Annotated in this window: 11 protein-coding genes and 1 pseudogene; 5 read left to right on the top strand and 7 right to left on the bottom strand. The window is 68.6% G+C overall.

The features are described from left to right. Window positions 1-271: 271 nt before the first annotated feature. Window positions 272-865, top strand: coding sequence for a hypothetical protein (locus ACIHFD_RS57490; protein ID WP_363984463.1), 594 nt, complete (start codon window positions 272-274; stop codon window positions 863-865). A 597-nt stretch (window positions 866-1462) separates the two neighbouring features. Here ACIHFD_RS57490 and ACIHFD_RS57485 read toward each other — a convergent pair. Next, entirely contained in the window at window positions 1463-1684 is a 222-nt protein-coding gene (locus tag ACIHFD_RS57485; RefSeq protein ID WP_397374134.1) for an SDR family oxidoreductase, read from the bottom strand. Window positions 1685-1873: 189 nt separating this feature from the next. On the opposite strand from ACIHFD_RS57485, the gene ACIHFD_RS57480 reads away from it, so the two are divergent. Beyond that, the gene (locus ACIHFD_RS57480; RefSeq protein WP_363984342.1) at window positions 1874-2551 is read left to right on the top strand and encodes a hypothetical protein; all 678 of its coding nucleotides are present in this window, start codon (window positions 1874-1876) and stop codon (window positions 2549-2551) included. 207 nt (window positions 2552-2758) lie between these two features. Here ACIHFD_RS57480 and ACIHFD_RS57475 read toward each other — a convergent pair whose 3' ends face one another. Further along, window positions 2759-3145: an alkylmercury lyase gene (locus tag ACIHFD_RS57475; RefSeq protein ID WP_397374133.1), complete on the bottom strand. Its 387-nt coding sequence runs from the start codon at window positions 3143-3145 to the stop codon at window positions 2759-2761. Between the two features lie 96 nt (window positions 3146-3241). Here ACIHFD_RS57475 and ACIHFD_RS57470 point away from each other — a divergent pair, with 96 nt between their 5' ends. Together ACIHFD_RS57470 and ACIHFD_RS57465 are read left to right on the top strand one after the other, a co-directional pair. Further along, window positions 3242-3643, top strand: a complete 402-nt coding sequence (locus ACIHFD_RS57470) for a heavy metal-responsive transcriptional regulator (protein ID WP_397374132.1) — start codon at window positions 3242-3244, stop codon at window positions 3641-3643. Between the two features lie 40 nt (window positions 3644-3683). Then, the gene (locus ACIHFD_RS57465) at window positions 3684-4154 is read left to right on the top strand and encodes a YdeI/OmpD-associated family protein (protein WP_397374131.1); all 471 of its coding nucleotides are present in this window, start codon (window positions 3684-3686) and stop codon (window positions 4152-4154) included. A 67-nt stretch (window positions 4155-4221) separates the two neighbouring features. Here the strand turns inward: ACIHFD_RS57465 and ACIHFD_RS57460 are convergent, their stop codons facing one another. Together ACIHFD_RS57460 and ACIHFD_RS57455 are read right to left on the bottom strand one after the other, a co-directional pair. Further along, window positions 4222-5313: a transposase gene (locus tag ACIHFD_RS57460; protein WP_397374130.1), complete on the bottom strand. Its 1092-nt coding sequence runs from the start codon at window positions 5311-5313 to the stop codon at window positions 4222-4224. Beyond that, window positions 5301-7268, bottom strand: coding sequence for a DUF4158 domain-containing protein (locus ACIHFD_RS57455; RefSeq protein ID WP_397374129.1), 1968 nt, complete (start codon window positions 7266-7268; stop codon window positions 5301-5303). Before ACIHFD_RS57455 ends, ACIHFD_RS57460 begins: the two co-directional genes overlap by 13 nt. Before the next feature lie 180 nt (window positions 7269-7448). Here ACIHFD_RS57455 and ACIHFD_RS57450 point away from each other — a divergent pair. Further along, window positions 7449-9106, top strand: a pseudogene (locus ACIHFD_RS57450) (Tn3 family transposase). 354 nt (window positions 9107-9460) lie between these two features. On the opposite strand, the gene ACIHFD_RS57445 reads toward ACIHFD_RS57450, so the two are convergent. The 3 genes from ACIHFD_RS57445 to ACIHFD_RS57435 all read right to left on the bottom strand — a co-directional run bounded on the left by ACIHFD_RS57445 (window position 9461) and on the right by ACIHFD_RS57435 (window position 11993). Next, window positions 9461-10108 (bottom strand): Crp/Fnr family transcriptional regulator, encoded by a 648-nt coding sequence (locus ACIHFD_RS57445; protein ID WP_397374128.1) that lies wholly within the window; start codon window positions 10106-10108, stop codon window positions 9461-9463. Between the two features lie 937 nt (window positions 10109-11045). Beyond that, window positions 11046-11732: a hypothetical protein gene (locus ACIHFD_RS57440; protein ID WP_397374127.1), complete on the bottom strand. Its 687-nt coding sequence runs from the start codon at window positions 11730-11732 to the stop codon at window positions 11046-11048. Window positions 11733-11765: 33 nt separating this feature from the next. Beyond that, window positions 11766-11993: a hypothetical protein gene (locus tag ACIHFD_RS57435; RefSeq protein WP_397374126.1), complete on the bottom strand. Its 228-nt coding sequence runs from the start codon at window positions 11991-11993 to the stop codon at window positions 11766-11768. Window positions 11994-12176: the final 183 nt, after the last annotated feature.

Genomic DNA, 12176 nt, shown 5'->3' with positions numbered 1-12176 from the left:
TGTCCACATCTTGGACGCTACGCGGGTTCTCGATCGAGGCGCGAGGCGATGGAACGACATCCGGCGTTGGCCACGTTTGGAAGACCGCTACGGCAGAGGCCCACTGACCTGGGGGTACCTCGTTAACTTCGGGACCGGACCTGATGCATCCGGCAAAGTGGGCCCTCATGATCTTTAGAAGGCCGCCTGGGAGGGGTCCCGAGACCATGCAGGTAGGTCCTGTGCCACGGGCGTCGCTCCCGTGCGGCCAGTCGAAGGGAATCGATGACCAATGGGCCTGTTCAGACGACGCAAAGACGGTCGCCTCCTGAAGAGCGCGCTGAAAGTTGCCGGTCTTACCACAACAGAGTTCGTCGCGTTGATCTGCGAAGCAACCCTGCGTTCAACCGGGATCGTCATGAGCGACGTGCAGATGGGCACAGGTCTCCTCATGCTCGACGAGGCCGCAGGAAGCGAGAAGGCAACCCGTGACATTCAAAGGCTGGCCGAGTTCCTTCCCACCGCCCGTGATCGAGCTCTTGCCGCAGCGTTTCCCATCTTCGTGTACAGCCGGTTCGCTCAGCAGTACCCGGAATTTGGTGGCGTCCACGTCCTCGCCGCCGACGAGCAGCACGCACGCCACGACGCCGACCTGTATCGGGCGATCAATGACGAGCTGGGCTGGACCCAGGTTGGTCTGATCCATCAAGACCAGCCCTCTGAGGAAAGGCAGGCTGCCTACGCTGCCACGACCACAATTGGAGCCGACGACCAGTTCGGACTTGACCGCGCCACAGGCATGCTCGCCGTCATACGGCTACCCACATCCCCGTCGCACTACACCGGGCGCTACCCCTGGCGGACCTACCTACCGAACCCAACATGAGCATTAGTGGCCGGTGTTGGCGCAGACCCAGCCGAAGCCGGGCGTGCCGGATGGCGTGGCGGCGCTGAGTCTCGGCAGGTGGTGGATCAGCCGGGTCGACTATCCGTGCGTAGGTGAGAGCGCGGACCTGCTGGGCTTGATCGAAGAGTCGCCTCAGATCGGCATGGAGAGCCGAAACGTCTCCCGAGTGGCCGCTGACGCGGGCCAGCTTCACCTCATAAACCAGCCCCCGCCAGGCATCGCGGCGACGGACTGCATGAGCTCCCCGCCCAGAGCAGTCCAGGAAGCGAGTCGCAGCAGCTAACGCGGCCGATGCGATGGCCAGGAATGCGGCAGGAATCCGACCGTCGGCGGAGGCCAGTCCAACTGCACCAGAGACCGCGGCCAGGACTACGGCGGGCAACCCGAGCAGAAGGTCGGCGTAGTACCAGACCTTGGCGTAGCGAGCTTGCTGACTGCGTTGGCGTTCCGCATGCGCCTGGAGTTCGTCAAGTTCGCCCCGCATGATGCGTAGCTGGTCGCCCGTCTCTCCCGTGGTCTCTGACATGTGGTCATCGTGACGGATCTCGATCGGGCCGTACAGGCGCCCGTGACGGTTCACCGCTGCCACTGTTCGGGTGTGATGTCCTCGACGGGCAGTGCGGGGCCGAAGATCCCGGCGTTGTTGACGAGCACGTCGATGCGGCCGAACCGGTCGGCGGCCGCGAACAGGCTCCGCACGGACTCGGGTTCGGTGACGTCGGTGGGGACGGCGAGCGTGTTGTCGCCCGCCAGCCGTCCCGTTTCCCGCAGGGCTTCGGCTCTGCGTCCGGCGAGCACCGAGGTATCCCGCTCGTCGCAGGGCGAGTGCCGCGTGCCGGCCGATTCCCGATCCGGCTCCGGCGATGACCGCCATCCGGCCGCCCTGGACGTTCACGCGTGTCAGCGTACGGCCTCGCGCCGCCGAGCCATGAAGGTGAGTATGGCTTACTCAGGCGCCCGGCCTGTCGGGGAAAGCACGATCTTCGCATGAGACGTGCATACCTGGCCTTAGGCACGGCCGCCGTGCTGATGGGGCTGACAGTCAGTTCAGCGGTCGCGGACACGGTTGACGGGGAGATCCACGGCTGTGCGGGTGTCCCCTTCGGGGATCTGCGGGTGATCGATCAGGACGCCGGGCAGAAGTGCCTGCCGCGGGTGGAGCGGGCGGTCGACTGGAACTCCAGCGGTCCGGCGGGTCCGGCCGGTCCGGCGGGTCCTGCCGGGCCGGCGGGTCCTGCCGGGGTCAGCACCGTGTACCAGGGCTACGACAGCAACGGCCAGCCGCCGGGCGTCGCCTACGCCCCGGAGTTCCAGGAGATCCTCAAGCCCCTCGCGCACCTGAACGTCCCGGCGGGCTCCTACCTGGCGAGCGCCCAGTTCGCGCTGCGCAACGACTTCGACAACTCCGTGCACTCGGCGGTCTGCCGGCTCACCGGCCGCTTCCCGCCCAGCGAGGACCCACCGGACCAGTTCTCGCTCAACAGCATCCTGGTGCCGCGCCAGGCCTACTACAGCATGCAGCGCGCCTTCACCCTGACCGAGCCGGGCCAGATCGTGCTGTCGTGCAAGACGGACGCCCCGGGCTGGACGGCGCGGGCGGTCAACATCCACCTGACCGCGGCGCAGGTCTCCACCGTAGTGAACCAGGACATCAAGACCGAATGAGTACGAGCGCTCATGACGGCGCCCGCCGGCGGCGGCGACGCTGAGCGCATGACAACGCGGACCATCGCAGCGGCCGCCGCCGGGGAACCTGGCCGCGCGCGTCACGAACATTGACGCACGAGCTTGCCGCGAACCACCGCCGGATACCTGCTCTTTCAGAGCACGGAAGCTCGTCGGTCAGCACTGCCGAACCCTCCTCTCGCAGGGTTAGTGCGGACGTCGCATGATCGATCGCAAGGTAGGTGCGGACGTCGCAAGGTTCGCGCGGATAGGACAGCGGCGCAGCGCCTCTGACAGTGCCGCCGCCAGCGCTGCCACCGTCGGTGCTCCGTCCAGGCGGCCCTGCTCGTCGCGGTACATCCGGCAGGCCAGGCCGGTCGGCGTCGCGGGGTCGGCGAACGGGTCGCGGCCGTCGATCAGCAGCGTTGGTGAGCCGCGCATCTGCCAGCGTGCCGCCTCCTCGGCGTCCCGCACCGTGCGGCGCGTGATCACGGCGGCCGCTGTGGTGCCGGTCTCGGCCAGCGCCTGGGCCAGCCGCGTCTCCAGCGTGGGCGCGTTCGGGCAGTCCGGCACCGTCACCACCACCAGCTCCATCGCCTCATCCTCCTCCTGCTCTCGTGCCCGGGTCGGTCCTTGGTCCGACGGTAGACCTTCCAGTGCGCTGGAAGGTCAAGGCCGTAGCCTGGGAGTATGCGCATCGGGACGCTGGCCGCCGCCGCCGGGCTGTCGGCCAAGACCATCCGCTTCTATGAGCAGGCCGGCCTGCTGCCGCCTCCGCCCCGCACCGGCGCCGGCTACCGCGACTACCCGGCCGAGGCCGCCGACCGGCTCGCCTTCATCCGCGACGCCGCCGCGGCCGGCCTGTCCCTGGCCGAGATCCGCGGCGTGCTGGCCGTCCGCGACGCCGGACAGCCGCCCTGCCGGCACGTCACAGAGCTGATCGAGACCCACCTGGAGCAGGTCGAGCAGCGCATCGCCGAACTGCTGGCCACCCGCACCGTGCTGCAGGGCCTGCACCGGCGGGCCCGAGACGTCAACCCGGCCGAGTGCGGACCTGAGGAGATCTGCCGCATCCTGACCAGCACCGGGTGAGCCCTCGGCCGATAGCGCTCAGCGTGGCAGGATCGAAGCCGTGCACGACGAGCAGCACTACACCGCCGACAGCCGGGCGGGCGGGCGCGGGCGCCTGTTCGTCCCGGTGCCGTTCGACCCGGACCAGGTGTGGGCGCCCAAGCCGGTCCATCATGTGACGGGCACGCTGAACGGCAGGGGCATCCGCGCGGTGATCGTCGAGCACGAGGGGCAACGCGGGTTCCTGCTCGGCCCGGCCTGGCTGCGCTGCGGCCCGGAACCGGGCACGCGGGTGAATGTGGCGCTCACCCCGGAAGGGCCGCAGCGGGCCGATCTCGCCGAGGACCTCGCCGCCGCGCTGGAGGCCAGCCCGGCGGCGGGCGCCTTCTTCGACGCGCTCGCCCAGTTCTACCGGCGGGCCTACCTGCGCTGGATCGACGCCACCAAAAACCGTCCCGAGGTACGGGCGCAACGGATCGCCGAAGTGGTTCGCCTGCTGGAGGCGGGCATCAAGCAGCGCCCAGGAACCTGAACGCCGCCAGACGATCCGGCCTCACCTCCCCCTGCCAGCCGCGTGAACCGGCCGCCTGAACCGGGGGTCAGACGTTCTCCTGAGCGGCGTCGGGGGCGCCATCGTGGAAGGGCCGCAACCCGGCGGCCACATCAGCGCGCAAGAAGGCGTAGCGGCCCAGGAAATTAATGTGGTCGTACTGGATCGGCGACAACCGCGCGCACATCTCCTCGGTGACCGGGAATCCCTGCTCGCGCAGGTGCTTGACGGCGGCGTCCAGATACAGGCTGTTCCACCAGATGACGGCGTTCAAAGCCAGACCCAGACTGCCCAGCTGATCCTCCAGGCCCTCGCGGTAGCGCTGGCGCAGCTGGCCCCGGTTGCCGAAGGCGATCTTCCGGGCCAGGCGGTGCCGGGCCTCCTGCACGTTCAACTGGGTGCCGATCATCCGCCGGTAGCCTTCGTCGGCGATGTACTGCAGCAGGTGCAGCGTCTTGGAGATGCGGCCGTAGTGGGCGAACGCCTCGCCCAGGCCGGTGGTGCGGCCATCGGCCGACAGCATCCGGATCAGGTCGTAGGCGCGCACCGTGCCCATCGTCAGGGAGCCGGCCACCCGCAGCATGTCGCCCCAGTGCGCGCGGATCTTGTCCAGCCGGATGGTGTGGCGGGACATGTGCTCCAGCGGCCCGTAGACGGCGCGGGTGTTGGTCCGCCACAGCCGGGTGTCGGCCAGGTCGGCGATGCGCGGGGAGAACTGGTAGCCGCAGATCGCGAACAGGCCCGAGACGATGTCGGAGTAGCTGGCGGTGTCGGTGACCACGGTCTCGGGCTTGGGGCCGCCGTCGAGGTTGAAGATGGCGTCCAGGATGAACAGTGAGTCGCGCAGGGTGCCGGGCACCACCAGCCCGCCGATGCCCATCACCTGGTCGTTGACCACGTTCAGCCAGGTCGCGCCGCGCTGCCTCGCGAAATAGACGGGGTTGTGGCCGGTGTGCAGGTTCTGCACCGGCACCACGAAGCGCAGCCCGTCGGCCGAGGCGATGTGCCCGCCGCCCCAGCACTTGACGATGTCGAGGTCGGCCTGGGCGGCGATCAGGCGGGCGTTGGCCGCCGCGATCGTCTCGCCGCGCAGGTAGCCCTGGTCGACCTGCAGCAGCCGGGCCCGGCTCAGCGCGGGCACGTTCGGTTTCTCGGCACCAGGCCGACGTTGCACGCCTCGGCCACGATCAGCGCGGCCAGGCTGACCCCGAAGTCCTCCATAGGGGAGTCGGCGCCGGAGATGTGGGTGAAGTCGGCGGGCAGGCCGGTGCGGTCGAACACCTCCAGCAGCAGCTCGGGGAAGTCCAGCCGGGGCAGCATGTCGTCCAGCAGCGCGCGCAGCTCCTTCATCAGTGGCGGCTCCTCAGCCGCACCGAGCTTGTCCAGCTGCAGCCGGCCGCCGACGAACTGCACCGCGGTGTTGGCGCCGAGCCCGGCCAGCACCCGGGCATAGGCGCCCTCCAGCGCGCCGGCGAGCTCGGCCAGATGCCCAGCGGGTTCGATCTCCAGCTCCAGCGAGGTGAGGATGCGCGGCCGCGCCTGCTGCCACGCATCCCCGTCCAGCAGCCGGGCCCGCGGGTCGCTCCACCGCTCCGACCCGTCGGCGAACACATCGCGCCGCCGCAGCGCCTGGTGCAGGTGCATGATCGCGCACAGCACGAACGCGGCCTTGTCGATCTGCCCGTCGGGCAGGTCCGGGTTGCGGTAGACCAGCGGCCGCCACGACCCGATGATCAGCTGCTCGTGCGCGGTGATGTCGCCGGGTGCGTACCGGCGCCGGTTCTTGGCCATCGCCGCGGCGGTGCGCACCATCGCCAGCACCGCGCTGCCGGCCTCGACCGCGCGGAAGCGGATCACCTCCAGCAGCAGCTCGATGAAGCCCTGCACCGTGCGGTAGCGCTTGACCAGCTCGGCCCGCCACTGCGCGGCCGCGTCATCGTCGGTGGCAGGCACGAAGGCCGCGACCGTCTCCACCGCCGAGGCCAGCTTCTCCCGCGGCACCACCTCCTCGATCGCTTTCCACACCTCCACCAGCGACACCAGCCGATCCTCGGTCGCCTCCGGCGCCGACATCAGCACCTCCACCGCCGAGGCCATCGTGCGCGCCGCCTTGCGCAGCTTCGGGAACGTGCGCAGTTGCTCGGCCTTGCCCGCCCGCTCGGCCCGGGCCAGCAGATTGGAGGTGATCAGCAGGTCCAGCACGTCCAGGGCGTCATCGACCGAGGATGTCTCCAGGTGCCGCACGGTGGCCAGCAGCGTGGCCGCCTGCCGATCGCTTTCCAGATCCCGCAGCGTCGGCGCCTTGGAGGCCAGCCCGTAGCGGGCCAGCGCGGACAGCTTCACGGCCAGCACCGGCTCCACCCGTACCGCCCCGGCGCCCAGACCGCCGATCTCGGCCACCCGATGCAGCTCCGCCACCATCACCCGGCCCGAGGCCCGCGTCGGCATGGTACGCAGCCGCTCCAGCTCCGAGACCCGCCGATCGGCAGGCACCCGCAGCAGATCGGCCAGCCGCGCCCGCAACTGCGGGCCGGCGCGCTCGGCCAGCGTGCGATACAACCGGGCGTGCTCGGCCCGGCGCACCTCGCTGATCAGCCGCGTCAGCGTCGTGATCCCGGCGGGCAGCAGGATGCCCTCGCGCAGCATGTGCACCACGGCGCGGTCGAACAACGCTCGCGGCCCCTCGATCGTCGACCACACCCGGGCGGCCAGGTAATCCCGGACCTCCTGCTCGCGTTTGGAGAACTCCGACAGCTCCAGCAGGTCCCGGATCTCCCAGGCGTGCTCGTAGGCGGTCTTCGGCCGAATCAGGTACTCCGGCGCGCACGCCGGGTCGATATCGAGCTGTTCGGCGACGAACTCCAGCACCTCCTCCGGCACGTCCAGGGGGTCTTCGGCCAGGAAGGTGCCGAGCATCCGCACGGTGCCCCACTGCACCGCCCATCCCAGCTTCGTCGCCGGGCGGCGCTTGCCCGACAGCGCCTGCAGCGCCTTGGCGTCCAGCCGGAAGAACTGCTCGAGTTCGGCCACCGACACCTCAGGCCGGAACCGGCGATAGCGGGCTACTTGCTCATCTGAGAGGAAATCCACAGGCATGAGCAGGCACGTTAGGGGGCCCGACCAGGGCAAACAGCCGTCGTCACCGAATCGTCGTCAAGATCGTCTCTCTAGCGCCAAAACCCGGTCCGATCCTCCCCGGAGGCCTACCTGCGCCAGTTCACCCCGAACGTGCTGGCCGCGATCGACTTCCAGGGCGGGCCGGGCACCGGCGAGCTGATGGAGGCGGTGGCCCTCTTGAAGGAGATGAACCGGCTCGGCGGCCGGAAGGTGCCCGCGGGGGCGCCGACCGGCTTCGTGCCCGCCAAGTACGCCGACTACCTGGCCAAGGCCCGCAAGTCGGGGGAGGACACCGCCTACCGGCACTTCTGGGAGCTGTGCGTGATCTTGTCCCTGCGGGACGGGCTGCGCAGCGGGGACGTGTTCGTGCCCGGCTCGCGCCGCTACGCCGACCCGGCCACCTACCTGTACACGCCCGAGCAGTGGGCGCCCCGGCGCGCCGAGTACTGCCGCCTGGTGGGCAAGCCGTCGAACGCGGCCCAGGCGCTGGAGCAGGGCAAGGAGGAACTGCACGAGGCTCTGCAGGAGCTGGAGAAGACGCTGGCCCAGGCGCTGCCAGATGACACCGGCATGGTCCGGCTGGATGAGGACGAGCATCTGGTGGTGCCGCCGCTGTCGGCCGAGGACGTGCCCGCTGAGGCCAAGGCGCTGAAGGACGAGCTGGCCGCGATGCTGCCGTTCGCGCCGATCGCCTCGCTGCTGATCGAGCTGGACGCGCGCACGCACTTCCTGGACTGCTTCACCCACGCCGGCGGGCGCAAGCTCAGCACGTCCGTGGAGACCAAGCGCAACATCTTGGCCGTGCTCATCGCGATGTCCACGAACCTGGGCCTGGCCCGGATGTCGGAGGCGTGCGGGGTGTCCTACGACGTGCTGGCCTGGACGATGGAGTGGTACGTGCGGGAGGAGACGCTGCGCGAGGCCAACACGGTCATCGTCGACCACCACTACGGCCTGGAGCTGGCCAAGGTGTTCGGCGGCGGCACCATGAGCTCCTCCGACGGCCAGCGCTTCCCTGTCCGGGGCAAGACCGTGACCGGCCGGAACATGGTCATTCACGGCGGTCAGGTGCTGTCCACCTACACCCATGTCTCCGATCAGTGGTCGACGTACGGCACGAAGATCATCGTGCCGACGGCGCGGGAGGCGCACTTCGTCCTGGACGACTTCCTGGGCAACGCGACCGACCTTCCGATCGCCGAGCATGCGACCGATACTCACGGCGCCACGTTGATCAACTTTGCGTTGTTCGACCTGGTCGGCAAGGCGCTGACCCCGCGGCTGCGGGATCTGACCCGAGTCACCCTGGTGCGTGACGAGACCCCGACCGAGATCACCAAGCGTTACCCGCACGCCGGGCCGCTGCTGGGCGCGCGCTGGAACGAGGACCTGGTGGCCGGCTGCTGGCCGGACCTGCTGCGGATGGCCGGGTCGCTGAAGTACGGCCAGGCCACCGCTTCGCTGATCGTCGGCAAGTGGTCGGCCGCCTCGCGGCAGAACACCCTGGCCGCCGCGCTGAAGGAGTGGGGCATGCTCAGAAGGACCGTGCACCTGGCCAAGTACCTGTCGGACCCGGCTTCAGGAGGAAGATCTCGCGGCAGCTGAACAAGGGGGAGAGCCTGCACGCGCTGCGCCGCGACCTGCACTACGCACAGCAGGGCACGATCACTCGGCCGCATCTGGAGCAGCAGACGGAGCAGGCGTGGTGTCTGACGCTGCTGACCAATTCGGTGGTCGCGTGGACGACCGAATATTATTCTCGGGCGGTGCTGGAGCTGCGTTCGCAGGGCCGGGATGTGCCCGATGAGATCTTGTAGAAGTCGGGTGGGAGGTGCACGGGCACATTGCCGTGGCCAGCGGCTGGCGGCCACGTGATCCAGTCGCCTTCCACTCTCACGTCACGCCACGGGCGGAGGAGTGGCGAAGGAATGGGCGTCCCGGGCCAAAGCGTGGGACGAAATCGTGCATCAATGTATGACGCCATAGGTGGGAGTCTAGAAATGATGGCAGTGGGCCGGAAACACACAATTTCGTCCCACGGCGCGGTGCGCCCCGAGTGCGGTGCGCGCCGGGGCGCTGCCTGGCGGATTGGCTGCGACCGTACTGGGCGCGATCGCGTTGCCGAACGAAAGAGCGTCCGCACGGCTCGTGGATAGTCGCGGACACGACGATCATGGCGGAGCCGCAGCGCCGGCGTCAGCAGCCGCAGCGAACACGCGAAGCCGAGCCGGATCTGTGATCGTGATATGCCGGGGCAGCCCGGAGTAGCGGGTCAGTTCCATACTGCGTAGGTCAGCGAGAGCACGAACCACGGTCTTGCGTGAGTCACCGATCCAGCTCCCCAAGTCCTGCTGGGAGAGGGAAGCGCCGCTTGTTGGGACACTGATGGTGCCATCGCGATGGCGGATCGGGTCATTTTCTGGCCGACAGAGCTCCACGAGAAGCCCGGCCAGTCTCTGCGCAGCGGTGGGGTAGTCGCGGATCGTGCGCAGCCGATCGGCCTCCTCCAGTCGCCACTGCTGCAAGCGAAGCAGGGCAGTGGAGGCGTTGGAGGCCCGACGCAAGAAGTCGGCGAAGCTACGAGTGGACAGAGTCATCGCATGCAGCTCGTGGCACGTGATCGTCACCGTCTCGGTCGGCACCGTCCCAGTTAACGCAGCCGAGACACCGATGAGCTCACCAGGCCCGTACAGCCGCAGCAGTACGGGACGGTCGGCCTTGATCGTGGCGCCTTTGGCCCACCCGGAGCGAATGACGGTCACCTGGCTGGTGGCAGTCCCCTCGGCGACGATGACCGTGTCCTTGTCATAACGGCTCACCGAACTACGAGCGCGTAGCGTGCTTTGCTCTTGCGGGGTGAGCATGCCCCAGAAATTCCGGAAGTGCACTGGGTGATCTGCAAGCGGGGTGGCCACTTTCTCACCACCCGTACAAGGCGAGCAGTACGGCAGGCAGGGAAGCCATCAGTGTCGCCGCCGCCGTGAGGACCCGTGCCCGGGTACTGGCGGGGGTGGTTCGCACGATGTAGATGGCCAGCCCGATAAAAGCGAGGGTGACCAGTGCGCCGACGAGAAGGGACAGCGGACGATCAGGAGGCACGACGCTACTCCAGGGTCGATCTTCGGCTTGGGATATGGACTTTCTGACCAGCAGTCGGCAGAACGCGGGTCTGGATAAACGTCTGGAAGACCAGGCACGCGCGGACGACAGCTAGCGATGACCTGAACGGTATGCCTGCACCTTGAAGTGCGGAAGGGAGGGCTCTGGGGGCGAGAATGTGAGAAGCCCCGGTGCTTCCAGACACCGAGGCTTTCTCACCTGGTCAGCGCCACATCCCAAGCCTTGAAATCAACGCTGTCCCTGTCTCTTAGTATCTCAAAGACGGTGCGAACTCTCGGGTCAGGTGACCCAAGAAGTGCATGCGGATGCATTTCCTATTCTTCGTTGTTCGGCTTCCCCGACGAGACATCGGTGCTGACCGGGGCCACGCATTGAGCGCGTTTCGGCGGCAAAGGCGCAGAGCCCGCGCTACCGGGTCATCCTGACCGTGTATGAGATGAAGGGCTGGGCCGCGACACGGCTGCGCTCACGGCTGCGCTCACGCGCTGGCCGACCATCTGACCGCGCACGGCCGGGTGCTGGAGATTGCTCGCCCGGCCGCTGGCCGGCATCTACGACCCGGGGCCGGGGTCGGATGCTGCACGCCGCAGGTGTCAACGGGCCCTGAGCGAGAACCGCCAGGCTGATGCCCCCGCCCTAGATTTTCCCCAGGTCCGCAGGCCGAGGGTTGGCCAGGTGGAAGGCCTTCATCTCGATCTCACGCCACGCGCCTTCCCACTGACTGACGTCGGCTTCGCAAGCGCGGACGATCGCGCGCACGATGCGCAACGAGGGCAGGCGCTCCAGGTTCGGGCTCAGCGCGTCATACAGCGTGCTGGCAGGGATGTCGGCGCCGCCTCGTTTCGTGATCTCCCAGGCCGACAGGTTGCCGGCCCATGCGCGAAGGGCGCGTAGCTGGTAGCGGAACTGCTGGGGTGTTTTCGCCTCCCAAGGGTTAGGGGATGGAGGGCCGGCCGGTCGCCTTTCAGGCCCGGCCTGCGCAGGCCGGGCGTACCCGACGTCGGTGTCGGGGTGCTGCGTTCGGTCTCGATTGGACGCCTCGCGAGTCTGGGCATCGGCGGCGCGGGCCAGTTCCCAGTGGGCATGGATGAGCCTCTGGTCGTCCTCACTGCCCCCGCACGCCTGGACGTACGCGGAGGCCACCTGCCAGGTAGGGCAGCGGTGCCCGGCCGCGGCGTCGGCGAGGACCGAGACCGAACGGTGTACGAGTTGCCCCATCGCGCGATAGGGCGGAGAGCCCGCGCGCTCACGCACCGTGCGCAGCGCGCGGGCCAGGTCCGCGACGGGGCCATCCCAAGTGATCGGCTTTTCAGGCCGTGCCATCTCGACGTTTCCCTGCGGTGTGATCGCGCGAGATCAGCGGCCGTTCAGGGGCGGCAACGGCCGGTCGCCGCCAGCTGCGGACAGGGCGGCCAGCGCCACGCCGAGAGCCAGCACGGGGTCAACCCCCAGCGCTACCAAAGCGACCACGAAGACGAGCACCACGACCCACACGAGGCCCCGGACGGCGACGATCGGGGGCAAGGGCCAAGACGGCAGGGCGAAGCCGGGTACGCCGGGAAGGCGGACGGCGATAGGAAACATGACAACTCCAGTTTCGAAGGTCCGGGCGAGCTCCAACAGATCGCGCCGCCCCTACTGGAAGCCCCGGCGGGTTGCCCTCCGCCGAGACGGCCCTCCGCGCGGGTCCGTGCGACCAGACGCAAAGTAGCTGAGAGTGACCTGGAGTTCCTGGGCGGCTTGACATGAAAGCACTTACCAGGCAGG

Source organism: Nonomuraea sp. NPDC051941 (assembly GCF_044593615.1).
Note: the sequence above shows the minus strand (reverse complement) of the source record. Positions and strands in the feature narration are given on the sequence as shown.